The sequence below is a fragment of the Nocardia wallacei genome, from assembly GCF_014466955.1.
Classification (GTDB): Bacteria; Actinomycetota; Actinomycetes; order Mycobacteriales; family Mycobacteriaceae; genus Nocardia; species Nocardia wallacei.
Genome location: NZ_AP023396.1, coordinates 1 through 24,780 on the forward strand (window position 1 = coordinate 1; position 24,780 = coordinate 24,780).

Genomic DNA, 24,780 nt, shown 5'->3' on the forward strand with positions numbered 1-24,780 from the left:
CGTATGGCCGACGGCCACGCCGACACTCGCGCTGCGGGGGGATCTGCGGGTGGTGTCCGACCGTCTGCTCCTATCTACCTATTCCGGGGAGGAAACGTACGTGGACGACGAGCAGAACGCGTTGACCGCCGTCTGGCCGGAGGTGGTCGCCGAGCTCACCACAGGTTCCGCAGACGGTGCCATCCCGCCGGTGACCAACGCCCAGAAGGCATGGTTGGGCCTGGTCAAGCCGCTGACGGTGGCTCAGGGATTCGCTCTGCTCTCGGTCCCTTCCTCGCTCGCCCAGGAGGCTATCGAACGCGATCTGCGCGAACCGATCCTGCGCTCGCTGGCCCGTCGGCTGGGCCCGCAGGTGGAGGGACTCGGCGTCCGAATCGCCGCGCCGGCCAATCCGCCGGGCGACCGTCCCGTCGGTCCGCCCCGCCACGCCCGGCTCACCTCGCGGCCGGAGCGGGTCCGCGAGACACCCCGGGAGCCTGTGGGTTATCCACCGCAACCGGAGTATCCGACGGGGGCCGAGTACCCGGCTCCGCGCTATCTCTCCCCAGGTGACTACGCCGCGCGGCCCGACTATCCCCAGCCTCAGTTCGCCGGCCAGCCGGTGGCCGGAGAATTGCCGGACGAGGCGGCCGTGGAGCGCCATGCCCCGCCGCGGCACGAGCTGGAGCGGCGGGAGATGGAGTTGCCGCCCACACCCGTCGGTGCCCCCCGCGCCGCGGGCCAGGACTCCCTTTTCGCCTCCGACCACGACGATCCTCCGCCCCGCCGACCGGTGCCCGCCGACGAGCGGACCGACGACGAACCGGTCGTCAACGTGCGCAATTCCTGGCCGACCTACTTCAACAAGTCACCCGAGCCGACGTCGACGGCGCCGGCCAACTCCGCCGCGAGCCTGAACGCGAAGTACACCTTCGAGACGTTCGTCATCGGCGCCTCCAACCGCTTCGCGCACGCCGCCGCGGTCGCCATCGCCGAGGCGCCGGCGCGGGCGTACAACCCGCTGTTCGTCTGGGGCGCCTCCGGATTGGGGAAGACACACCTGCTCCACGCCGCCGGGCACTACGCCCAGCGGCTGTTCCCGGGCATGCGGGTCAAATACGTTTCCACCGAGGAATTCACCAACGACTTCATCAACAGCCTGCGCGACGACCGCAAGGTGGCGTTCAAGCGCCGATACCGCGAGACCGACATCCTGCTGGTCGACGACATCCAGTTCATCGAGGGCAAGGAAGGTATCCAGGAGGAGTTCTTCCATACCTTCAACACGCTGCACAACGCGAACAAGCAGATCGTGGTGTCCTCCGACCGGCCGCCCAAGCAGCTCGCCACCCTGGAGGAGCGGCTGCGCACCCGGTTCGAGTGGGGCCTGATCACCGATGTGCAGCCGCCCGAACTCGAGACCCGCATCGCGATTCTGCGCAAGAAGGCGCGGATGGATCGGCTCGACGTGCCGCACGACGTGCTCGAACTCATCGCCAGCCGGGTGGAACGCAATATCCGCGAACTGGAGGGCGCGCTGATCCGAGTGACGGCGTTCGCCTCGCTCAACGGGCAGCCGCTGGATCTGTCGCTGGCGGAGGTGGTGCTGCGAGACCTGATGCCCGACACCACCACCATCGAGATCACCGCGTCCACGATCATGGCCGTGACCGCGGAGTACTTCAACACCACACTCGAGGAACTCACCGGTCCCGGTAAGGCACGGCCGCTGGCACAGGCCCGGCAGATCGCGATGTACCTGTGCCGCGAACTCACCGACCTGTCGCTGCCGAAGATCGGCCAGGCCTTCGGCCGCGACCACACCACGGTCATGTACGCGGAGAAGAAGGTCCGCAAGGAGATGACCGAGCGGCGCCGCGTGTACGACCAGGTTCAAGAACTCACAGCCCGGATCAAGCAGCGGTCCCGCTGATTCGATCCCCAACGCCGATCCACCCACTCACCTGGGTGGATCGGCTTTTTCGTGCTGTGGATTCCTCGAGGAATCCTTGGGGAGTCCTCGAGGAATCCCCCGGTTCTCCACCGGTTTGCACACAGTTCGTCGGCAGGGGTGTTGACAGCGCCGCTCACACCCATCGGTGCACAGTTCGCACAGGTGAATTCGTCCACGGGCCCGGACCTGCGTCGATGCCGAGTTGTGCTTGTGGATTCCTCGAGGAGTCCCTGTCAGCTCCTCGAGGAATCCTCGAGTTGTCCACTACTTTGCGCACACGTGTGCACAAACCGGGCATAGGCATGGAACAACTCGAGGACGGCTCGAGGACGGACGTGGGACAGATTCGTAACCTCCACAGCGCTGCCCCGTTCATCCTCGAGTCACCTGCCGGACATCCCCATGGCGGCACACGCTGCGAGCAGCGGATTCGCCCGGAGTCCACAGAATCCACAGCGCCTACTACTGCTTCGGTTCTTCTCCTTCAATAAGTTCTTTCAAAACAGGGTGTGTGGAAACTCGGTTCGGGACGCAGCGGTGCGGAAGCGGGTTCGACAGCTCTCGAACGAATGGCAGGGAGAAGATCGGCGCCCGGATCCGAGGCGACTCACCCGGGGGAGGGGTGCCGTAGTCAATCGCTGCCCTCGCGGGTACGGTTTGTTGTCGGTCGCCTGTGCCAGACTTCGAAGTCGGGGTGGCCGTTTCCAGAACACCCCTGCATGAGCCGGCGCTGAGCCGAACGGATCACGACCGATCGAGACTGGGAGAGGACATACCGGGCGATGGAGCTTGCAAGCATGAAGTTTCGGGTCGCTCGCGAGGATTTCGCGGAATCCGTCGCCTGGGTGGCCCGTAGCCTGCCGTCGCGCCCACCGGTTCCGGTGCTGGGCGGCGTCCTGCTCGTCGCGGGCGAGGACGGGCTGACGGTCTCGGGGTTCGACTACGAGGTCTCCGCGCAGATGCGAGTGGCCGCCGAGGTGGCGGGTCCGGGCCAGGTGCTGGTCTCCGGCCGCCTGCTGGCCGACATCACCAAGGCGCTGTCCAACAAGCCGGTGGACGTCTCGGTGGACGGCACCCGCGTGCTGATCGCCTGCGGCAGTGCCAAATTCTCGCTGCCGACCATGCCGGTCGAGGATTATCCACAGCTGCCCGAGCTGCCGCCGCAGACCGGTGAGCTGGGTGTCGACGTCTTCTCCGAGGCGGTCGGCCAGGTCGCCGTCGCCGCCGGCCGCGACGACACCCTGCCCATGCTCACCGGCATCCGAGTCGAGATCGAGGGCTCGAAGGTCGTCCTGGCGGCCACCGACCGCTTCCGCCTCGCGGTGCGGCACCTGGAATGGCGGCCGGGCCGCGACGACGTGGAGACGGCCGTCCTGGTGCCCGCGCGCACCCTCTCGGAGTCCGCGAAGACGCTGGGCCCCTCCGACTCCCCGGTGCAGCTGGCCTTCGGTACGGGCACCGACGGGCTGCTCGGCATCGTCAACGGCGGCCGCCGCACCACCACCCGCCTGCTCGACGCGGAATTCCCCAAGTTCCGCCAGTTACTCCCCAAGGAGCACACCTCCATCGCGACCTTGCAGGTGAGTGCGCTGATCGAGGCCATCAAGCGCGTCGCCCTGGTCGCCGAGCGCGGCGCCCAGGTCCGGCTGGAGTTCTCCGAGCAGGGCCTGCTGCTGTCGGCCGGCGGCGACGACGCGGGCCGTGCCGAGGAGTGGCTGGAGGCCGAGTTCCGCGGCGAGCCGCTGACCATCGCCTTCAACCCGGGCTACCTCAACGACGGTCTGTCTGCCCTGCATTCGGACCGGGTGACCTTCGGATTCACCACCCCCAGCCGTCCCGCGGTGCTGTGCCCGACCGGCGAGGAGGAGCCGGAGGTGCTCGATTCGGGGGCGTACGCCGCACTCGCCGGAAACTACATCTACCTGCTGATGCCGGTTCGCCTGCCGGGCTGAGTCCCGGCGCCCGCGGTCGCGGCGGGGACTTTGTGAACAATGTTGATAACTCTGTGAAAAACTCTGGGCGCGACCACAACTCGGCCCCCGCGCCGGGTTCTCCACAGGGACTACCGCGGGGACGGTGAACTGAGCGATGCACGTCCGGGCCTTGAGCCTGCGGGACTTTCGCTCCTGGGAGCAGGCCGAACTCGAACTGCCCGCCGGCCGAACGGTTTTCCTGGGCGCCAATGGCAACGGCAAGACGAACCTGGTCGAAGCCCTGGGTTATCTGGCGACCTTGGGCTCGCACCGGGTATCCACAGACGCGCCCCTGATCCGCCTGGGAGCACAGCGATCTCGGATCGGCGCCACCGTGGTGAACTCCGGCCGCGAGCTGCGCATCGATATCGAACTCAATCAGGGCGCGGCCAATCGCGCGCAGATCAACCGCTCGCCGGTGCGGCGCACGCGGGAGATCCTGGGGATTCTCCAGACGGTGCTGTTTGCCCCGGAAGATCTGGCGCTGGTGCGTGGCGACCCGTCGGAGCGGCGGCGCTTCCTCGACGAGCTGTGCACCGCGCGGCTGCCGCGCCTGGCGGGTGTGCGCTCGGACTACGACCGGGTGCTCCGGCAGCGTTCGGCGCTGTTGAAAACCGCGGGCCGCCAAGTCCGCTCGCGGTCGGGCTCGCCCGCCGAGCTGAGCACGCTGGACGTGTGGGACGGCCATCTCGCCGCCCACGGCGCCGAACTGCTGGCGCAGCGGCTGCGGTTGGTGCACGAAATACACCCGTATCTGGCGCGGGCGTACGGCTCGATCGCCCCGGAATCGCGCCCCGCCGCCATCCGCTACCGGAGTTCGCACCTGCCGCCGGAACTACTGGCCCCCGACCGAATTCCACAACCCGACGACACCGAGGTGCTGGAGTCGATCCTGCTGCGCGAGCTGGCGGCCGCGCGCGGCAAGGAACTGGAGCGCGGCGTCTGCCTCGTCGGCCCACACCGCGACGACCTTGAACTGATGCTCGGCTCGGCCCCGGCCAAGGGGTTCGCCAGCCATGGGGAATCGTGGTCCTTCGCCCTGGCCTTGCGGCTGGCGGCCTTCGAGCTGCTGCGCAGCGTCGGCACCGACCCGGTCCTGCTGCTCGACGACGTATTCGCCGAACTCGACCGCCGCCGCCGCGCCGCCTTGGCCGCCGTCGCCGCCACGGCCGAACAGGTACTCATCACCGCGGCCGTGCCCGAGGATGTCCCGCCCGAACTCGATGCCACACCCGTCCGGGTCGACACCACGGGCGAGGCGGACCAGCGCACTTCCCGGGTCGATGGGCCCCCTGCCGCGGCTGCTCCGATGCCCGCCGACACCGCCGCCGAGGGGTGACCGTCGTCGCGAGGGTCGGCCGACCGCGCGGCCCGGTCGGCAGTCTCCGCACGGCAGCGCGTGCGCTCGGCCCGGCCGCCGCGGCGGAGTCGCGCGACAGAGCGCGTGCTCGCCGTGGCCGCGCACAGCCGCACGGACGCGGGTGCTGGGCCGGAACCGGATGTCCTCCGTGATTAGCACAAATGTGTCACGTGACACCCGTCCCGGCGCGCCGGAAGTCCGGCCGCTACCGATTAGCCTGTCCGGCAATGTCCGGCCGGTGTGGGCCGAGGACGGGAGGAGTGGCTGTGGACGAATCCGAGCGCGGTGACGCCTCGTCGCCCGACGCCGGGACCGAGCCGCGCGGCATCGACCTGGCCCGCCGCGCACTCGAGGAGGCTCGCGCCGCCGCCCGTGCGAGCGGGAAAGCCGTCGGCCAGGGCCGGGCCTCGCCGCGCAAGGGCGGTGTCCGGGCGCTGCGGCGACGGTCGGGATGGTCCGGCGCGCGGCCCGACGAGCGCGACCCCCAGCCGCTGTCCGCGCTGGCGGGTGCGCTGGCCAAGAGCCGCGGCTGGTCGAGCAAGGTGGCCGAGGGCATGGTGTTCGGCCGCTGGGCCGACGTCGTCGGTGAGGATGTCGCCGCGCACGCCGCCCCGGTGTCGCTGACCGACGGCGTGCTGAGCATCCAGGCGGAGTCCACCGCGTGGGCGACCCAGCTTCGCATGCTGCAATCCCAGATCCTGGCGAAGATCAACGCCGCGGTGGGGCAGGGCGTGGTGACGACTCTGAAGATCAGCGGCCCGGCTGCTCCGAGCTGGCGCAAGGGCGAGCGGCACATCAAGGGCCGCGGTCCGCGCGACACCTACGGCTAGGCGTGCTGTTTCACGTGGAACCTTCTCGGCCGCTGCGGAATTCGGTCGCCACGGACCGCCGCTGCGGTCTCGATCGGCAAACCGGGCGGCTCGCGACTCGACGGGCCACTGAGGCTCACTGGAGCCCCCGGGGCTACAACCGGACCCGGCGGCGATCGATTTCACGCACTCACGAGGCTCTCAGGGGTGTCATAGGTGCGTCCTGGGCCGGGTGTGCCAGTAGGATGGTGGAGTAACTAGCGGCGATACCTTCGGCGCGTTCCGGGCAAGCCAACGCGAAGACCCGTAATTCTCGAGCAGATATCTGTCGGGCCTCGCGTGTGCCGTCGGACGCTGCGCCGAGGGATCAGCAAGTAAGGAGAGCTACCGAGCAGTGGCTGCCAACGACTCCAACGCAAGCGGCTCTACCAGGGCGAAAGCGGGCAATCAGGACTACGGTGCCTCCAACATCACGGTCCTGGAGGGCCTCGAGGCGGTCCGCAAGCGTCCAGGTATGTACATCGGCTCCACCGGTGAGCGCGGTCTGCACCATCTGGTCCAAGAGGTTGTGGACAACTCCGTCGACGAGGCGATGGCCGGGTACGCCACGCGCGTGGATGTCACGCTGCTCGCCGACGGTGGCGTGGAAGTCGTCGACGACGGCCGCGGTATCCCGGTGGAGATGCACGCCCAGGGCATCCCCACCCTCGAGGTCGTCATGACCCAGCTGCACGCCGGCGGCAAGTTCGACTCCGACGCCTACGCGGTGTCCGGTGGTCTGCACGGCGTCGGCATCTCCGTGGTCAACGCCCTGTCGACCCGCATGGTGACCGAGATCGACCGCGACGGCTTCCATTGGAGTCAGGAGTACAAGGACTCCAAGCCCGGCAAGCTGGTCAAGGGCGAGCCCACCAAGCGCACCGGCACCACCCAGCGGTTCTGGGCCGACCCGGCGATCTTCGAGACCACCACCTACAACTTCGAGACGATCGCGCGCCGGTTGCAGGAGATGGCGTTCCTGAACAAGGGCCTCACCATCACGCTGACCGACGAGCGCGTGTCCGATGCCGAGATCACCGACGAGGTGGTCAGCGACACCGCCGAGGCGCCGAAGGCCGACGCCGAGCCGGTCGAGCACAAAGTGAAGACCCGCACCTACCACTACCCGGGCGGCCTGGCGGATTTCGTCAAGCACATCAACCGCTCCAAGCAGCCCATCCACAACACCGTCGTCTCGTTCACCGGCAAGGGCACCGGCCACGAGCTCGAGGTGGCCATGCAGTGGAACTCGGGCTACTCCGAGTCGGTGCACACCTTCGCCAACACCATCAACACCCATGAGGGCGGCACCCACGAGGAGGGCTTCCGCGCGGCGCTCACCTCGGTGGTGAACAAGTACGCCAAGGACAAGAAGCTCATCAAGGACAAGGACGGCAACCTCACCGGTGACGACATCCGCGAGGGCCTGGCCGCCATCGTGAGCGTGAAGGTGTCCGACCCGCAGTTCGAGGGCCAGACCAAGACCAAGCTGGGCAACACTGAGGTCAAGTCGTTCGTACAGCGCACCTGCAACGAGCACCTCGCGCACTGGCTGGAGGCCAACCCGGCCGACGCGAAGACCATCGTGCAGAAGGCGGTGTCCTCGGCGCAGGCCCGGGTCGCGGCGCGCAAGGCCCGCGAGCTGGTGCGGCGCAAGAGCGCGACGGATCTGGGCGGGCTGCCCGGCAAGCTGGCCGACTGCCGTTCCAAGGATCCGCGCCTGTCGGAGATCTACATCGTCGAGGGTGACTCCGCCGGTGGCTCGGCCAAGTCCGGCCGCGACTCGATGTACCAGGCGATCCTGCCGATCCGCGGAAAGATCATCAACGTCGAGAAGTCACGCATCGACAAGGTCCTCAAGAACAACGAGGTCCAGTCGATCATCACGGCGTTCGGCACCGGTATCCACGACGAGTTCGACATCGCCAAGCTGCGGTACCACAAGATCATCCTGATGGCCGACGCCGACGTGGACGGCCAGCACATCACCACGCTGCTGTTGACGCTGCTGTTCCGGTTCATGCGTCCGCTGGTCGAGCACGGGCACGTCTACCTGTCCTGCCCGCCGCTGTACAAGCTGAAGTGGCAGCGCAGCGAGCCGGAGTTCGCCTACTCCGACCGCGAGCGGGACGCGCTCATGGAACAGGGCCTGGCAGCCGGGAAGAAGATCAACAAGGACGACGGCGTGCAGCGCTACAAGGGTCTCGGCGAGATGAACCCGAAGGAGCTGTGGGAGACCACGATGGATCCGGCCACCCGGCTGCTGCGCCTGGTGACGCTGGACGACGCGGCCGCGGCGGACGAACTGTTCAGCATCCTGATGGGTGAGGACGTCGAGGCCCGGCGCAGTTTCATCACCCGCAACGCCAAGGACGTCCGCTTCCTCGACCTGTAGGCCCGCCGCCGTCCCGGTCCGCCGGGACGGCGAATGACGTGCGCCCGCAAAGACTTCCAACGGAGACGATTCCATGACCGAGACCACACTGCCGCCGGAGGGTGGCGACCGCATCGAACCGGTCGACATCCAGCAGGAGATGCAGAACAGCTACATCGATTACGCGATGAGCGTGATCGTGGGCCGCGCGCTGCCCGAGGTGCGCGACGGCCTCAAGCCGGTGCACCGCCGCATTCTCTACGCGATGCACGACAACGGCTATCGCCCCGACCGCGGCTACGTGAAGTCGGCGCGCCCGGTCGCCGAAACGATGGGTAACTACCACCCGCACGGTGACTCGGCGATCTACGACACCCTGGTCCGCATGGCGCAGCCGTGGTCGATGCGCTACCCGCTCATCGATCCCCAGGGCAACTTCGGCTCGCGCGGCAACGACGGTCCCGCCGCCATGCGCTACACCGAGTGCCGGCTCACCCCGCTGGCCATGGAGATGCTGCGGGAGATCGACGAGGAGACCGTCGACTTCACGCCGAACTACGACGGCCGCTCGATGGAGCCGGTGGTTCTCCCCAGCCGTGTCCCCAACCTGTTGATCAATGGTTCAGGTGGCATCGCGGTCGGTATGGCCACCAACATCCCGCCGCACAATCTGCGCGAGGTGGCCGAGGCGATCTACTGGGCACTGGACAATCACGAGGCCGACGAGGAGACCACGCTCGCGGCGTGCATGGAGTGCGTCAAGGGCCCGGACTTCCCGACCAGCGGCCTGATCGTCGGCAGCCAGGGCATCCAGGACGCCTACAAGACCGGGCGCGGTTCGATCCGCATGCGCGGCGTGGTGGAGATCGAGGAGGACAACCGCGGTCGCACCACCATCGTCATCACCGAGCTGCCCTACCAGGTCAACACCGACAACTTCGTGAACTCGATCGCGGAGCAGGTGAAGGACGGCAAGATCGCGGGCATCTCCGATGTCCACGACGAGTCCTCCGACCGCGCGGGCCTGCGCATCGTGGTCACGGTCAAGCGCGACGCCGTCGCCAAGGTCGTGCTGAACAACCTGTACAAGCACACCCAGCTGCAGACCAGCTTCGGCGCCAACATGCTGTCCATCGTCGACGGTGTGCCGCGCACGCTGCGGCTGGATCAGATGATCCGGTTCTACGTCGCGCATCAGCTGGACGTCATCATCCGACGCACCCGCTACCGGCTGCGCAAGGCCGAGGAGCGCGCCCACATCCTGCGCGGCCTGGTCAAGGCGCTGGACGCGCTCGACGAGGTCATCGCGCTGATCCGGCGCTCGGCCGACACCGAGACCGCGCGCACGGGCCTGATGCGGCTGCTCGACATCGACGAGATCCAGGCCACCGCGATCCTGGACATGCAGCTGCGCCGGCTGTCGGCCCTGGAACGCCAGAAGATCATCGATGAGCTGACCAAGATCGAGGCCGAGATCGCCGACCTCAAGGACATTCTCGACAAGCCCGAGCGGCAGCGCGCGATCGTCCGCGACGAGCTGAAGGAGATCGTCGACAAGCACGGCGACGACCGCCGCACCCGGATCATCGCGGCCGACGGCGACGTGGCCGACGAGGACCTGATCGCCCGCGAGGACGTGGTCGTCACCATCACCGAGACCGGCTACGCCAAGCGCACCAAGACCGACCTGTACCGCAGCCAGAAGCGCGGCGGCAAGGGCGTGATGGGCGCCGGTCTCAAGCAGGACGACCTGGTCAAGCACTTCTTCGTCACCTCGACCCACGATTGGCTGCTGTTCTTCACCAACCTCGGCCGGGTGTACCGGGTCAAGGCCTACGAGCTGCCCGAGGCCAGCCGCATCGCGCGCGGCCAGCACGTGGCCAACCTGCTGGCCTTCCAGCCGGAGGAGAAGATCGCCCAGGTCATCCAGATCAAGACCTACGAGGACGCGCCCTACCTGGTGCTCGCCACCAAGAACGGTCTGGTCAAGAAGTCGAAGCTGACCGATTTCGACTCCAACCGCAGTGGCGGCATCGTCGCGGTCAATCTGCGTGACCGGGACGAATTGGTCGGCGCCGCACTGTGTTCGGCCGACGACGATCTGCTGCTGGTGTCGGCGCACGGCCAGTCGATCCGGTTCGCCGCCAACGACGAGGTGCTGCGTCCGATGGGCCGCGCCACCTCCGGCGTGCAGGGCATGCGTTTCAACACCGACGACTGGCTGCTGTCGCTGAACGTGGTCCGCGACGACACCTACCTGCTGGTGGCGACGTCGGGCGGGTACGCCAAGCGCACCGCGATCGAGGAGTACACGGCACAGGGCCGCGGTGGTAAAGGCGTATTGACCATCCAGTACGACCCGAAACGTGGCACCCTGGTGGGCGCGCTCATCGTCGACGACGATGACGAGATCTACGCCATCACGTCCGGTGGCGGTGTCATCCGGACGGCGGCCAACCAGGTGCGCCGGGCGGGCCGACAGACCAAGGGCGTGCGATTGATGAACCTCGGCGAGGGCGATACGTTGCTTGCCATAGCCCGAAACGCCGATGAGCCCGATCAGGTTTCCAGTGAAGAGGAGGCCGACGGTCTTGACAAGCAGTAGGTTCGGTTAGCAGTTAGTTTTTTACAGGCAGCGGCACGAAGGATCTAAGGAATCCCAATTGACCACTCCGAATCAGCCGAACGACGAGCGGCACCACGCCAACGGTGTGACCGAGCGAATCGCGTCGTCCCCGATTCCGCCGCGGCCGATTCCGCGGCCGGGGTCGGCGGGAGACAACGGTTCGGGTGGCGCGCCCGAACGGTCCGACCAGCAGGGCGAGGCGGGTAAGTCGCAGGCGTCCGCCGAGGGCGGTGATACCTCGCGGTTCGAGGATGGCTGGTCGCAGCTGCCGCAGCGGGAACCGCAGTCGAATCTGCACCGCCCGGGTCAGCCGCCGGTGGCGGGACGGCCGCCGACGGCCCCGGTCGGGCTCGGCGGCGGGCTCACCAACGCCCGCACCACGGCCGACCTCGCGGCCAAGGCGGCCCGCAAGGAGGCCGCCATGGTGAAGTCGGTCGGCATCGACGGGCCCACGCGCAGCATTTCCCGGCCGGAGCTGGTCAAGGACATGCCGGATCTGTCGGAGTTGCGCCATCCGCTGCCGCCGAACCAGGCCGCACCGGTCGGTGCCGCGCATCCGCAGCCGGTCGCCGTGTCGCCGACGGTGCCCGCCGCGGTGGCCGCGGCCGCGGGTGGTGAGCCGCTGCGCGCGACCGTGCAGATCCGCCACATCGACCCGTGGTCGACGCTGAAGATCTCGCTGGTGATCAGCGTGTCGATGTTCTTCGTGTGGATGCTGGCGGTCGGCTTCCTGTACATCGTGCTGTCCGGCATGGGTGTGTGGGACCGTCTGAACAGCAGCTTCACCGACATCATGTCGAACGGCAGCTCGTCGTCCTCGTCGCTGATCGACGCCGGCACGGTGTTCGGCTATGCCGCGGTGATCGGCCTGATCAACGTCGTACTGCTCACCGCGCTCTCCACGGTCGGCGTGTTCATCTACAACCAGTGCACGGACCTGGTCGGCGGCGTCCAGGTCACCCTCGCCGACCCGGACTAGGGCTTGTATCGAAGTAGGTGCTGGCTGGCACCGCTGCGCGGTGCCAGCCAGTGGCGGAAGGCGTTGCCTGCGTTGGCATATAGGTGAGGTCTCCGGTATTCGGGTTAGCGACCAAACAAACCTGAATAGTGCCGGAGACCTCGTGGCCACAGTAGCGGTGACGGGGCGAGCGGATCTGACCGATGCCCAGTGGGCACGGCTGGAGCCGTTGTTGCCTCGCGGGAAGAAGGCTGGACGTCCGCCGACGTGGACGAGACGGCAGATCATCGACGGGATCCGGTGGCGCACGCGAGTGGGGGCGCCGTGGCGGGACGTTCCGGTCGAGTACGGTTCGTGGCCTGCGGTGTACGGATTGTTCCGGCGTTGGCAACGGGCCGGAGTGTGGGTATTGATCCTGAAGTTGCTACAGGCATTCGCCGACGCGGCCGGGCAGATCGTGTGGCAGGTGAGTGTGGACTCCACGATCGCCAGGGCTCATCAGCACGCGGCTGGAGCACGCCGAGACGGTGATCGGCAGGCAGAGCCGCCCGGCGGAATCGCAAGCGAGCCGACCGATCACGGACTGGGCCGGTCCAGGGCGGCTGGACGACCAAGCTGCATCTGGCCTGCGAGCGAGGCTGCCGACTGCTGTCGGTGCTGATCACGCCCGGTCAAGCTGGAGACAACCCGCAGATGGTGGCGGTGCTGGACGCGATCGCCGTGCCCAAACCCGGCGGTGGCCGACCCCGGATACGACCGGATCGGGTACTGGCCGACAAGGCCTATTCCAGTCGCAGCAACCGGGAATGGTTGCGGCACCGCGGCATCGCAGTCACTATTCCCGTTCCGGCCGACCAAGCCGCGCACCGCCGCAACCGCGGCCGCACCGGCGGCCGTCCACCCGCGTTCGACCCCGTGATCTACCGCGACCGCAACGCGGTCGAACGGGGCATCAACCAGCTCAAACAACACCGTGCCGTCGCCACGAGATACGACAAGCTCGCTGTCCGCTACCTGGCCACCGTCCACATCGCCGCCATCAACCAATGGCTACGACACCAGTGAGGGCGGGCCAACCGGCCCCCCCTCACCACTTCGATACAAGCCCTAGTCGCGTCCCGCGAACGGCCGGTGCCCGAGTGGGCACCGGCCGTTTCCGTTCCCGCCCCAAGCCCTCCTACCAGCCGTTTTGGTTGTTGCAGGCCGATTCGGGTAGTCTTTGCTCTCGGTTCGGAGACACGGTCCGAGAGCCGATACGGGTCTATAGCTCAGGCGGTTAGAGCGCTTCGCTGATAACGAAGAGGTCGGAGGTTCAAGTCCTCCTAGACCCACTTCCCGGACATCGCGGTCGGGTGGAATCCGAGAACCCAGGGGCCATAGCTCAATTGGCAGAGCACTGCCTTTGCAAGGCAGGGGTTAGGGGTTCGATTCCCCTTGGCTCCACCTTTCGACTCCGCAAGTCGCCGACTTGCGGAGTCGTTGTCTTTCTCGTCCGCTACGTGGTGACGGTGGCGAGGTGGGTTTCGATGTCGGCGGGGGAGCCGGTGTAGTGGAGGGTGCGTAGGCCCAGGCGGGCGGCGGCTCGGCAGTTGTCGGCGCGGTCGTCTATGAACAGGACGCGGGTGGGATCGTGAATGCCGGTGGCGGCGAGGGCGTTTCGGTAGGTGTCGGGGTGGGGTTTGTTCATGCCCAGCCGGGCGGAATAGAGGGCGTCGGCCATGAGCGGACGCCAGTCCGATCCGTCGAGCGCGTCGCCCACGTGGTGGGGTGCGTTGGAGAGCAGCACCATCGGTAGACCTGTGCGCCGGGCCTGGTGGAGCAGCGCGACGACGCGGTCGTCGGTGCGGGTCCACAGCGTGGTGTCGAGGGCGCGCAGCCGGGTGAGCAGGTCCCGATCCGGGCGATGGCCGAGTACGGCGGTCCAGAATCCGGTGTCGTCGGACTGGCCGGAATCGTAGGGTTCGCGGGCGCCCCAGAACGCGCTCTGGAAGAGTCCGAGCTGGTCGGGCTGCCAACCGGCGAGTTCGGCGAGGCCGCGCCACATCGCCTCGGTGGGTTGCAGGCCGATGACGCCGTTGTAGTCGAAGATGACCGCGTCGAATTGCGCGGGCTGGTGGGACAGAGCGATCACCACTGGGTCTCCAGGGCTCGATGGGACGGAACAGCCACGGTCGCGGCGAGCGCGGCGGGCAGTACGAGGGCGACGGGCAGGGTGGTCACGGTGGCCAGCGCGCCGATCAGCGCCGGGCCGGCGAGCAGACCGAGATAGCCGGTCACCGCTACGGCGGCGACCGCGCGGGGGCCGCCCGCTCCGGCCGCGGTGAACAGGGAGGGAATCGTGACCGACAGGCCGAGGCCGAAGATCGCCCAGCCGGTCAGCGCGAACGGCACGCTCGGTACGGAAACACCGGCGAGAAGTCCGGCCGCGGCCAGAATCGCGCCGGTACGAACCACTTTCGGCGCACCGAACCGGGCGGTCAGCCGATCGCCGACCAGCCGCCCGCCTGCCATGGCCGCGCTGTAGGCGGCGTAGGCCGCGGCGCCGGTCGCGGCCGACGCGTGCAATCCGGTGAGATGCACTGCCGACCAGTCGGCGGCCGCGCCCTCGCCGAGCAGGCACGCGGCGGCCAGCAGGCCCAGCAGCCGGACGCGGGATCGGGCCGGGCCCGGTGGACGCTCGCGCGGCGCCGTCTCGATCGAATCGAAATGTGCTGTGGCCGAACCGATTCCGCGCGTCACGGGGGCCACCGCGCACGCGGCCACGATCACCACGGCCGCCGTGACGCCGAAGGTGTACGTGTGCGAACCGCCCGCGGCGACGGCGGCGAGCACCGCACCGCCGAGCGCCCCGAGGCTGTAGGCCGCGTGCAGCCCCGACATGATCGGGCGGCCGTAGGCCTGCTGACATCGCACCGCCGCGGCGTTCAAGCCGACGTCCAGCACACCGTGTGCCGCGCCGAACAGCAGTGCCGCGGCCGCGAGCGCGAGTGGCATACGGCAGGCGCCGACCAGGGCGAGGCTGGCCGCCAGGCCGAGTCCGCCGCCCGTCAGCAGCTGGGCGAGCCGGGCCGGCGCGGCGAGCCGACCGCCCACCTGCAGACCGGCGACCATGCCGATCGCCGCGGCGAGCAACACCGCGGCCAAGCCCGCGGTAGTCAGTCCGGCGGATTCCTGAACGGCCGGAATCCGCGTACCCCAGACGGCCATCACGACGCCGAGTCCGGCGAAGTAGCCCGTCAGCAGAATACGACCGCGCACCAAGGCGTCGGGCAGTATTCGCGGGCGGCCCGTGGCCGCCGCGATGGTGATGGTCATGAGAGAACTCCATCGGTACGCCGCCGATGCGCCGTCGCCGATGACCGGCGCGATCGGCCGCGAGTGGGAATGACGAATTACGCCTTCCCGCTACGAAGAAGGCGCACGAATGGAGGGGAATCGAAGGGAACGTTGCGTGGGTCAGAGGCTGAAGGTGATGCGCGACGCTGCACGAACAGGCCGAAAGCTACCAGGCGGTCTGGCGGGCTACCAGCCGAAACGGGCCTCGGTGATCCGCTACACAAAGTGCGCGGCGCGGGTCTGACCGGAACATGGAGGTATACCGTCCGGCTATCGTCCGCCGCGACTCCGTGCGCGGCCGTACCGGAATGCCGGGTGCCACCGCGCCTAGGCGCCCGAATGCGTTGGGCCGCAGCGCCGGTGACTCCGCGAGGGCCGCGATCCGGCGGCTTCCAGTAGGCTGGCAGCCATGAAACTTCTCCTCACGTTCGGTGTCGTGGTCGCGGTGGTCGTCGCTGTCGGCAAGTTCCGTCAGCGCAACGATTCGGATACGTGGCACGAGGTGACGGCCCGCTAGGTCGTCCGGGGCCTTAGCTCAATTGGCAGAGCACTGCCTTTGCAAGGCAGGGGTTAGGGGTTCGATTCCCCTAGGCTCCACCACACGGACGCCGGGCGGGCCGATGGCGACCGGCTTCGAAGCTTATGCGGGTAGTGAAACTACCCGTATAAGGAGAAACTTGTTCGGCGCGTAACCCCGTGGTCGGATTGGTATCCCACCGATCGCGAGTACGGGTGAACCAGGTGACAGCGGAATATGACTTCGTAATCGTCGGCGCCGGCAGCGCCGGATGTGTGCTCGCCGCCCGGTTGAGTGAGGATTCCGACTGCAGTGTGCTGCTGCTGGAGGCGGGACCGGCCGACGACGCACCGGACATGCGGATTCCGGCCCGGACGGTGAATCTTTGGCAAGGCCCATATATATGGGACAACGTCACCGCGGAGCAAGGTTGCGCATCCGCTCGGCGTGTGCCCTGGCCGAGTGGACGCACGCTGGGCGGCAGCTCATCGATCAACGGCATGATCTACATGAGGGGCAACCGCGCCGACTTCGACACGTGGCGGGACGTGTACGGCTGCGCGGGATGGGGGTATTCGGATCTGCTGCCCTACTTTCGGCGGGCCGAGGATCAGCAGCACGGTGATTCCGTGTACCACGGTGTCGGCGGCCCGCTGGCCGTGCAGGATGCGCGGTATGTGCATCCGCTCGCCCGGGCGTGGGTGCGATCGGCGGTAACGCGCGGAATGAACATGAACGCCGACTTCAACGGTGCGTGTCAGGACGGCGTCGGTCCCTATCAGGTGACCCAGGAGCGCGGTGAAAGGTGTTCTGCCGCAGACGGTTACCTGCGGCCAGCCCTCGGCCGCGCCAACCTCGCCGTGCGGACGGGTACGCAGGTGACGAAGGTACTCGTCGAGGACGGCCGGGCGGTCGGTGTGCGATTCGTTCGCCGTGGTGTGGACGGACAGGTCCGCTGTCGGCGGGAAGTGATCGTATCCGGCGGCGCGGTGCAGAGCCCGCGGCTGCTGCTGTTGTCGGGTATCGGTCCCGCCGACCAACTGCGTGCCGCGGGAATAGAGCCGTTGCTGGATCTGCCCGCTGTCGGGGAGGGTTTGCAGGATCATCCGCTGTGCTTCACGCAATGGTCCGTGCCGGATGTCCCCAACTTCTTCGAGGAACTGACACCCGAGGCGATGGAGTTGTGGCAACGAGATCGGCAGGGGCCATTCGCTTCGCATCTTGCCGTGGCCGGAGGATTCGGGCGCACCCGTCCCGACTTGGTGGCGCCCGACGTGCAGTACGACGCGATCGCCGCCGGCGGCTCGGTTGCACCGGAGGGTCTCGTCATCGATCCCGAGCTGCGGGCGTTGTCGCTCACCGTCATTGCCGTAGCGGTCGGTAGCCGGGGTCGGGTCAGCCTGACGCCTGCCGATCCGGCCGGGGCTCCGACGATCGACCCGGCCTATCTCTGCGCCGACACCGACGTCGATATTCTGGTCGCGGGTATTCGGCAGCAACGCGAGATCGCCGCGTGCAGGCCGTTGGCGGATTTCATCACCGCAGAACTTCTCCCGGGTTCCGACGTGCGCGACGACGACATGTTGCGTGCGTATGTGCGCCGGACGACGACAACGGTGTGGCACCCCACCAGCACGTGTGCCATGGGTGGCGATCCGACCACCGTCTGCGACCCCGAGCTGCGGGTGCGCGGAATCGCGGGGCTGCGAGTCGTTGATGCCTCGGTGATGCCGGCGATCCCGAGGGGCAACACCAACGCACCGACCATCGCCGTCGCGGAACGCGCCGCTGACCTGATCCGCGGTCGCGCGCCGCTGGTGGCTGCCGTACCCGAGGTGGACCAGCATTCGGCTACCCAACGGACCTGAACGGTCCGGCCGATCGTTTCTGGCGATTCACAGGAGCACCCACGGCGGGCGGGCGGTCGTCATCGTTGCTCTATTGTCGGTCCGTGACAATCGAGCGCGTAGCGGAAATCGTCTCGGACGCCGGGATCTACGGTCGCCCGCTCCGTCAAGTGCTCGCCACTCTGGACGGGCCCGGAGCGTCACTGGATACCCTGGTAGCCGACAACGCCGTGCCGCGTCGCACGGTGGAAGACCTGTTGGATGCCGTCGGCGCCGACCTGGATCGTCGTGATTCCCGTTTTTCGTTTCGGGGCGATCGACTAGCCGAATATCGCGAGCGATTCGACTTCGACCAATTGCGCCGGACCGAGATGGCCGATCCCTTGGCGGAAAGGCTGCGACAGCATGCCGCGCTGGTGGACCGGCTCGACGAGCTGATTCGGACCGCGCCCCGCCCGAAGCAATCCTTGGACCACGTCTCCGCGACCGCCGAGACCATCGCGCGGCGAGCGTTGTGGCTGGACTCGACATTCGATCTGGCCGGAGCCCACCTGCTGTGCGTCGGCGATCACGATATGACGTCCCTGGCCACGGCAATGGTGTGCCCGGCAGTGACGATCACCGTGGTGGACATCGACGAACGGATCCTCGCGTTCATAGCGACGGCCGCGCGGCAACGCGGTCTGTCGATTCGCTGCCTTTATGCCGATTTCCGATTCGGCTTGCCGCCGTCGACGGCCGCCGTGGCCGATCTGATCGTCACGGATCCGCCGTATACCCCGGAGGGGGTCCGATTGTTTCTGACCCGGGGAATCCAGGCGTTGCGCGACACGGAGCACGCCCGCCTGCTGATGGCCTATGGCTACAGCCCGCGACATCCGACGCTCGGATTGCAGGTCCAGCGCGCGATATCGGGCCTGCACCTCACCCTCGAGGGGATTCTCCCGCATTTCAACCGCTATCACGGTGCGCAGGCCATCGGCAGCGCCGCCGACTGGTACATATGCCGGGCCACGCCGAAATCGCGTCGGGCCGTGCAGAACTCGGCCGACGGGGACGCGCACAACATCTACACCCATGGAGCGCAATCGGTCGAGGCGGCCGACGGCGATCTGGGCGAGATCGCCGGACGACTGCTGTCGGAGATCGGCGGCTCCGTGACCATGGTCGGCACGCGCTGGCCGAAAGAAGTCGCCGCCCGGAATCGTTTGTCGCTGGCGACAGTGCTGGGGTCGGGCGTACCGACTGCTCGTGGTCGCGACGACGACGCCACCGTGGTGGTGGACCTGTCGGACGATCCGGGTAGCTGGCTGTTGCGAGTATTGCTGGCGGCCAACAGTTCTCGACTCGTGATTCTGGTGCCGAACCGCCACCCCGATATTCGTGATCAGGCCGCGCAGACCGCCTTGCGGTCCCTGACCAGCGCGAAGTATCACCTCCGATATCGGCGGTCCTGGCCCGGCAGCCGATACGCGGTCGTCGATGCCGAACGCGTCGAGGCGGACGCGCTCGGCGCCTCCGAACGCATCGTCAACCGTCTGCTGCGCCGGGCGCACGGAAAGGTCGGCAATGTGTGGCGCGAAGCGCTCGTCAAGGACCTCGGCACGATGACGAAGAACCAGGCTCGCGTCTCGATCCGCGAAAGCGGTGTCGACCCCGGCCTGCTGGACTACACGTTGCTCGAACTGAGTCGCGGCGATATCGAGATGCTGTTCGAAGGCATCCGACTCAGGTGATGGCGACCGGCCGGGTCGGGTCGTCGTGGGGAAGTGGGCCGTCGATGGCGGCGTGCACCGACAGGTCGGTGACGGTGATCGCGCCGCCGTGGTTGTCCAGGAAGGCGACGTCCGAGGCGTCGCGGCCGGTGGCGATGCGGACCAGCCCGGTGCGCGGGGCGAGGTAGGACGGGTCGTGGGCCCACCACGCGCCGTCCACGTAAGCCTCTGCGACACAATGGAAGTCCATCGGTACGCAGCCCGGCGCGTAGACCGAGGCGAGCCGGGCGGGCACGCCGACCGCCCGCAGTAGTGCGACGAGCAGGTGGGCGTAGTCGCGGCAGACGCCCCGGCCGGACAGCAGGGTCTCCACCGCGCCGTCGCCGGGATTGCTACTGCTCGCGACATAGCGCACGCGGCGGCCCACCCACTCGGCGACGCGGCGGGGGATATCCGGATCGTTCGCGCCGTAACCGAATTCGGTAGCCGCGTAGGCGAGCAGCCGGTCGGATTCGGCGAACCGGCTCGGGCGCAGATAGACCGAGCGGTCGTAGTCGGACACGGGCTCGGGAGAAGCCGCGCCCCGCACCGTCGCGTGGTAATTCGCCCGTAAAGTGCCTGGGGGCGAATCGAATACGTGAATACGGGTTCCGTGCGGACCGGGCACCTCGCGGGCGGCGACGGGTGCGCCGTCCACGGTGAATTCGAGCGTTTCGGTCAGTTCGACCCCGGGTCGCCGCGCGACCGTGAACTGGAATTCCAGGGTGGCGGGCGCATGCACTTCGACGTCCAGCCGAGCCGAGACGTCGCGTTTCATTCCTTCATTGTGAGTGTCCGGCGCCTATTCCGGGCGCAGCGCGGCGAGGACCGTGTCGACGCTCTGCTCGGCCAAGCGCTCGGTGAGCGGCAGGTGACCGAACAGGACGCGGTAGTACAGGGGAGCGGCCAGCGCGTCGAGGACGAAATCCATATCGGTGTCCGGAGCGATCTCGCCCCGGGCCATCGCGGAACGCAGTGCGGCGGCGGTGGTTTCGCGGCGCGGATCGAAGACTCGGCGGCGAAACTCCGCGGCCAGCTCCGGATCGGAGGCCAGATCGGCGACCAGGGCCGGGAGCGCGCGGCCCAGGGCGGTCCCGGCCAGGGCCCGGACCAGGGTCGATATTCCCGTGACGAGATCGCGGCGCAGATCACCGGTGTCGGGCGTGGGCGTGACGCCGAGCTGCCGGGCCACGGCCTCGACCACGAGGTGACGCTTCGATGGCCAGCGCCGATACACCGCCGGACGGTGCACCCCCGCCCGGGCGGCCACCGCGCCCATGGTGAATTCCCGGTACCCGACCGCGCCGAGCAGGTCGACCGTCGCGGTGAGGATCGCGTCGTCGATGCGGGTGTCTCGGGTCCGGGCCATGCGCCGAACTCTAGAAGACCGGACGCGGCACCAGGACCACCCGCCAGCCGTCCGGATCCTCGAAGGTGAGCGCGCCGACGCCGGCCCAGTACGGGTTCTCCGCCTCGACCGGCTCGTGCCCGGCCGCGGCCAGCCGCTCGACCACCTCGTACATCTTGGCGTCGCCGTGGAAGTAGAGGACGAGGAGATTGTCCCTGGTCGGTGCCGGGCACGGGCTGCCGTCGGCGTGCGTGGTGAATTCCAGGTGATAGGCCGTGCCGGGCAGCCCGAGCATCACGCCGTCGTATCCGGCGTGCTGCTCGAATCGATAGAGCACCGGCAGCCCGATGACCTGCGTGTAGAACTCCTCGATCCGGTCGAGCCGGTCGGTGGGCCGGGCCACCCGCACCTGGGCCACGCCGAGTCCGGTCGGCCATGTCGTCGTCGCGGTTGTCATGTCTTAAACGGTACACAATGTACCGATATGCGGCCAGTGTCAGCGCACGGCGGTCAGCTTGTCGGGATTGAGGACCAGCCGGACCGTCCGGATCCGGTTGTCCGCATCGATGTCCAGCGACACCACGGCGTACGGGTCGGTCCCCGTCCGCAGCACCGCACCGGGACCGCCGTTGACCTCGGTGAGGTGGCGGTCGAGCGGAACGGGCCAGGCCCAGGTGACCGAGCACAGGTAACCGGCGACCGTGGTCAGGCCGCGCAGCGGTGTCCGTGGCGTCTCGGAACGGCCGTCGGCGTCGGCGCAGAAGACCACATCCGGGGCGAGCAGGCGGGTGAGCGCGGTGAGGTCGCCGCCGGCCGCGGCGGTGAGGAAGCGTTCGGTCAGTTCGCGGTGCGCGTGCGGGCTGGGCCGGTGCCGCGGCCGCCGGGCATCGACGTGCCGCCGGGCCCGGTAGCCGAGCTGGCGGGTGGCGCGTTCGGTGCGCCCGAGCACCTCGGCGATCTCGGCGTGCTCGAATCCGAACACCTCGTGCAGCACGAAGACGACGCGTTCGGCGGGATCCAGCGCCTCCAGCACCACCAGCAGCGCCATCGAAACCGATTCGGCGCGTTCGGCATCCGCGTCGGGGCCGGTGAGCAGCGGCTCGGGCAGCCACGGGCCGATGTAGGTCTCCCGCCGGGCCTTCGCGCTGCGCAACTGATCGATGGCCAGGCGCGAGACCAGCCGGAACAGGTAGGCCCGCGGCCGCATCACGGTGTCGTGGTCGACCCCGTGCCACCGCAGCCAGGCCTCCTGCACCACGTCCTCGGCCTCGGTGCGGCTGCCGAGCATGCGATATGCCGCCGCGAACAGTTCCGGCCGGTGCTGTTCGAATTCCACGCTCATACCTTCTTCGACGTCGTGGACCGGGCGTAGGTCACGCGTGTGACGCGAATGGCCCGGGATCCGTCTGATGGATGGAACCCGAACGGAAGGACCAGATTCCATGACCGTCGACAACGAGCTGTCCCGCACCGAGATCAACCGCCGGACCGTGCTGGAGCTCTACCGCCGTTTCAACGCCGGTGACCTGGACGGCGCCTTCGAGCTGGTGCACGAGGACTTCGTCACGCACAATCCGCGGGTGCCGCACGACCCGGCGGCGAGCACCGGCAAGCAGGCCTTCCGGAACTTCTTCGGCACCCCGGCCGGGCGGGCGCTGGCCGCGGCACCGCAGGAGGTGGTGCGCGTGGCCGCCGACGACGAGCTGGTCGCCGTGCATGTGCGGCTCACCGTGGGCGGGGCCGAGAACGCGGTGGTCGACCTGCTGCGGCTGCGCGACGGCCTGCTCGTCGAACACTGGGATGTGGTGCAGCCGGTGCCCGACCGGCTGCCCCATCCGCACGGAATGCTCTGAGCGCCAAGAGCTTCCGGGGCAGCCGCTATGCCGGGTCAGGCGCGGCGGACCACGCCCCGGCGGCGGCGGTCGCCCGGGCGTAGTCCGCGAAGTCCCTGGGTTCGCGGCCCAGGATGCGTTCCACGCCGTCCGCCGTGGCCGAGTTGCGGCCGTCCAGCACGGTGCCGAAGAGATAGTCGAGCAGGCTGATCTCGTCGGCGGGCACCTCGTAAGTGGTCAGTGCCGCAACGAAATCGGTGCGCGTGATGGGTATGTAGGCGATGTCGCGACCGGTCGCCCGGGCGATCTCGCCCACCGCCTCGGCGAAGGTCAGGGCCCGGGGTCCGGTGAGTTCGTACACCGCGCCGATGTGCCGGTCCTCGGTCAGCGCGGCGACCGCGGCCGCCGCGATGTCGTCGGCATCGATGAACGGCTCGGGCACGTCACCGGCGGGCAGTGCCACCTCGCCCGACCGGACGAACTCGGCGAATCCGCCCTCGCTGAAGTTCTGCGCGAACCAACTGCATCGCAGGACGGTCGTCTCCAGGCCGGAGTCGCGCACGATCTGCTCGCACTCCGCGGCCTCCGGCTCGCCGCGTCCGGACAGCAGCACCAGCCGCGCGACGCCGCTGTCCCGCGCGGCGGCGGTCAGCGCGCTGATCGCCTCGGGCGCGCCGGGCGCGGCGAGATCCGGTTGATAGGCGATGTAGACGGCCGACACCCCGGCGAGCGCGGCGGCCCAGGTGTTGCGGTCGTTCCAATCGAAAGGCGGTTGCGCGGACCGGGATCCGAGGCGCACCGGAATGGACCGCTCGCGCAGATGCGCGGCCACTCGGCTGCCGGTCTTGCCGGTGCCGCCGAGAACGAGGACTGTGTTGTTCGAATTCGTCATGTATCGAGTACATCGCCGATCGCGTGGACGCGACATGGCCGAGAAGCGCGGGAACATTCGCGAGCGTCTGCCGCGTCCCCCCGGGAAATCATGTGACAAATCACTACGGGGCGGGTGCGTATCCGGCGGCACCGTAAGGTCGAGGCATGGCCTCCGCGGAGTTGTCGAAACTGGTGCAGTCGGTGGTGGAGCCGTACCTGCTGCACGGGCCGCGCCGATATACCCGCGAGGACGTCTCGCGGCAGTCGGGCGTGCCGCCGGAGCTGACCCGCAGACTGTGGATATCGCTCGGCTTCCCGGCCAATCCGGACGACGAGGCGATCGAGTACACCGACGCGGATGTGCAGGCGGTCAACAACTTCCAGAGCCTGGCGGCGCTGGCCTCGACCGATCTGCGGCAGCAGTCGGGCGCCGCGCGCACGCTCGGTCAGGCGATGGCGCGGCTGGCCGAATGGCAGGTCGATCTGGTGGCCGAGGAGATCGTGGACCGGATCCGGGCCATCACCGCCGCCGATCCCACCGCGGACGAGGTCACGGTCGCGCAGGAGGCGACCGAGGAGGTCGTCTCGACCCTGCAGGAGTTGCAGGCCTACGCGTGGCGCCGGCACCTGGCGGCGGCGCTGGCCCGCTCGCTCGACGGTGACGGCAGCGGCGACACGCTGCGGGAAGTGGCCGTCGGTTTCGCCGACATGGTCGGCTACACCCGGTTGACCAGGCATCTCGACCCGGACGAACTGACCCGGCTGCTGGAGTCGTTCGAGACGATCACCACCGACGCGATCACCGCGCACGGTGGCTGGGTCATCAAGAACGTGGGCGACGAGGTGATGTTCGCCGCCGAATCGGCGGTGGTGGGCGCCCGCATCGCGCTGGCCATCCAGGACGCGACGCTGTCCGCCGGGACGACGCCGGAACTGCGGGTCGGCCTCGCCTATGGCGAAGTGCTGCAACGGTTCGGGGATCTGTACGGGTCGGTGGTCAACACCGCGGCCCGGCTCACCGGCGTGGCCCGGCCCGGCACGGTCCTCATCGATGACGGCGCCGCCGCGCGGCTGAGCGGGGAGCGGGAGTTCGCACTGCGGCATCTGCGCAGTGTGCGGGTGCGGGGCTTCAACCGGCTGCGTTCGCACGTGCTGCGGCGCGCCTGACCCGTATCGGCGATCGGCGGAAGTGCCCGGAAAT

Annotated in this window: 19 protein-coding genes, 3 tRNA genes and 1 pseudogene; 16 read left to right on the forward strand and 7 right to left on the reverse strand. The window is 68.3% G+C overall.

What is annotated here, in order from left to right:
- The first annotated feature begins 100 nt into the window (after positions 1-100).
- From dnaA to NWFMUON74_RS00050, 10 genes and pseudogenes are all read left to right on the forward strand, one after another.
- Complete coding sequence (gene dnaA, locus NWFMUON74_RS00005; RefSeq protein WP_187685983.1) at positions 101-1,912, forward strand: chromosomal replication initiator protein DnaA; 1,812 nt, start codon at positions 101-103, stop codon at positions 1,910-1,912.
- 803 nt (positions 1,913-2,715) lie between these two features.
- Positions 2,716-3,885 (forward strand): DNA polymerase III subunit beta, encoded by a 1,170-nt coding sequence (gene dnaN / locus NWFMUON74_RS00010; protein ID WP_187685984.1) that lies wholly within the window; start codon positions 2,716-2,718, stop codon positions 3,883-3,885.
- Positions 3,886-4,021: 136 nt separating this feature from the next.
- A complete protein-coding gene (recF, locus tag NWFMUON74_RS00015) occupies positions 4,022-5,245 on the forward strand; it encodes a DNA replication/repair protein RecF (protein ID WP_187685985.1) in 1,224 nt (407 codons plus the stop codon).
- Between the two features lie 248 nt (positions 5,246-5,493).
- A complete protein-coding gene (locus NWFMUON74_RS00020) occupies positions 5,494-6,096 on the forward strand; it encodes a DUF721 family protein (protein WP_187685986.1) in 603 nt (200 codons plus the stop codon).
- Positions 6,097-6,469: 373 nt separating this feature from the next.
- Positions 6,470-8,509 (forward strand): DNA topoisomerase (ATP-hydrolyzing) subunit B, encoded by a 2,040-nt coding sequence (gene gyrB / locus NWFMUON74_RS00025; protein WP_187685987.1) that lies wholly within the window; start codon positions 6,470-6,472, stop codon positions 8,507-8,509.
- Positions 8,510-8,582: 73 nt separating this feature from the next.
- Complete coding sequence (gene gyrA / locus NWFMUON74_RS00030; protein WP_187685988.1) at positions 8,583-11,093, forward strand: DNA gyrase subunit A; 2,511 nt, start codon at positions 8,583-8,585, stop codon at positions 11,091-11,093.
- Between the two features lie 58 nt (positions 11,094-11,151).
- A complete protein-coding gene (locus NWFMUON74_RS00035) occupies positions 11,152-12,093 on the forward strand; it encodes a DUF3566 domain-containing protein (RefSeq protein WP_187685989.1) in 942 nt (313 codons plus the stop codon).
- Between the two features lie 157 nt (positions 12,094-12,250).
- Positions 12,251-13,137: pseudogene (locus NWFMUON74_RS00040) on the forward strand (IS5 family transposase).
- A gap of 192 nt (positions 13,138-13,329) precedes the next feature.
- Positions 13,330-13,403 (forward strand) — tRNA-Ile (locus NWFMUON74_RS00045).
- A 39-nt stretch (positions 13,404-13,442) separates the two neighbouring features.
- Positions 13,443-13,515, forward strand: a tRNA-Ala gene (locus NWFMUON74_RS00050).
- A 52-nt stretch (positions 13,516-13,567) separates the two neighbouring features.
- Here NWFMUON74_RS00050 and NWFMUON74_RS00055 read toward each other — a convergent pair.
- Together NWFMUON74_RS00055 and NWFMUON74_RS00060 are read right to left on the reverse strand one after the other, a co-directional pair.
- The gene (locus NWFMUON74_RS00055) at positions 13,568-14,203 is read right to left on the reverse strand and encodes an HAD family hydrolase (protein WP_232110758.1); all 636 of its coding nucleotides are present in this window, start codon (positions 14,201-14,203) and stop codon (positions 13,568-13,570) included.
- A complete protein-coding gene (locus NWFMUON74_RS00060; protein WP_197986948.1) occupies positions 14,200-15,387 on the reverse strand; it encodes an MFS transporter in 1,188 nt (395 codons plus the stop codon). Before NWFMUON74_RS00060 ends, NWFMUON74_RS00055 begins: the two co-directional genes overlap by 4 nt.
- 430 nt (positions 15,388-15,817) lie before the next feature.
- Between NWFMUON74_RS00060 and NWFMUON74_RS35795 the strand changes: the two genes are divergently transcribed.
- From NWFMUON74_RS35795 to NWFMUON74_RS00075, 4 genes are all read left to right on the forward strand, one after another.
- The gene (locus tag NWFMUON74_RS35795) at positions 15,818-15,925 is read left to right on the forward strand and encodes a DLW-39 family protein (RefSeq protein ID WP_232110759.1); all 108 of its coding nucleotides are present in this window, start codon (positions 15,818-15,820) and stop codon (positions 15,923-15,925) included.
- A gap of 7 nt (positions 15,926-15,932) precedes the next feature.
- Positions 15,933-16,008 (forward strand) — tRNA-Ala (locus NWFMUON74_RS00065).
- 141 nt (positions 16,009-16,149) lie between these two features.
- On the forward strand, positions 16,150-17,793 hold the full coding sequence (locus NWFMUON74_RS00070; RefSeq protein WP_187685990.1) for a GMC family oxidoreductase: 1,644 nt from the start codon (positions 16,150-16,152) through the stop codon (positions 17,791-17,793).
- Between the two features lie 83 nt (positions 17,794-17,876).
- Positions 17,877-19,508 (forward strand): bis-aminopropyl spermidine synthase family protein, encoded by a 1,632-nt coding sequence (locus NWFMUON74_RS00075; RefSeq protein WP_187685991.1) that lies wholly within the window; start codon positions 17,877-17,879, stop codon positions 19,506-19,508.
- On the opposite strand, the gene NWFMUON74_RS00080 is transcribed toward NWFMUON74_RS00075, so the two are convergent.
- From NWFMUON74_RS00080 to sigJ, 4 genes are read right to left on the reverse strand one after another with little or no spacing between them, the layout of a single operon-like run.
- On the reverse strand, positions 19,501-20,304 hold the full coding sequence (locus NWFMUON74_RS00080) for a transglutaminase-like domain-containing protein (RefSeq protein WP_187685992.1): 804 nt from the start codon (positions 20,302-20,304) through the stop codon (positions 19,501-19,503). The two genes, NWFMUON74_RS00075 and NWFMUON74_RS00080, sit on opposite strands and share 8 nt — an antisense overlap.
- Before the next feature lie 24 nt (positions 20,305-20,328).
- The gene (locus tag NWFMUON74_RS00085; RefSeq protein WP_187685993.1) at positions 20,329-20,895 is read right to left on the reverse strand and encodes a TetR/AcrR family transcriptional regulator; all 567 of its coding nucleotides are present in this window, start codon (positions 20,893-20,895) and stop codon (positions 20,329-20,331) included.
- 10 nt (positions 20,896-20,905) lie between these two features.
- A complete protein-coding gene (locus tag NWFMUON74_RS00090) occupies positions 20,906-21,331 on the reverse strand; it encodes a VOC family protein (protein ID WP_187685994.1) in 426 nt (141 codons plus the stop codon).
- 39 nt (positions 21,332-21,370) lie between these two features.
- Positions 21,371-22,216: an RNA polymerase sigma factor SigJ gene (sigJ, locus tag NWFMUON74_RS00095; RefSeq protein ID WP_187685995.1), complete on the reverse strand. Its 846-nt coding sequence runs from the start codon at positions 22,214-22,216 to the stop codon at positions 21,371-21,373.
- 100 nt (positions 22,217-22,316) lie between these two features.
- Between sigJ and NWFMUON74_RS00100 the strand changes: the two genes are divergently transcribed.
- A complete protein-coding gene (locus tag NWFMUON74_RS00100; RefSeq protein ID WP_187685996.1) occupies positions 22,317-22,727 on the forward strand; it encodes a nuclear transport factor 2 family protein in 411 nt (136 codons plus the stop codon).
- A gap of 25 nt (positions 22,728-22,752) precedes the next feature.
- Here NWFMUON74_RS00100 and NWFMUON74_RS00105 read toward each other — a convergent pair whose 3' ends face one another.
- Complete coding sequence (locus NWFMUON74_RS00105) at positions 22,753-23,598, reverse strand: NAD(P)H-binding protein (protein ID WP_187685997.1); 846 nt, start codon at positions 23,596-23,598, stop codon at positions 22,753-22,755.
- Between the two features lie 146 nt (positions 23,599-23,744).
- On the opposite strand from NWFMUON74_RS00105, the gene NWFMUON74_RS00110 reads away from it, so the two are divergent.
- The gene (locus tag NWFMUON74_RS00110) at positions 23,745-24,746 is read left to right on the forward strand and encodes an adenylate/guanylate cyclase domain-containing protein (protein ID WP_187685998.1); all 1,002 of its coding nucleotides are present in this window, start codon (positions 23,745-23,747) and stop codon (positions 24,744-24,746) included.
- The last annotated feature ends 34 nt before the right edge of the window (positions 24,747-24,780 follow it).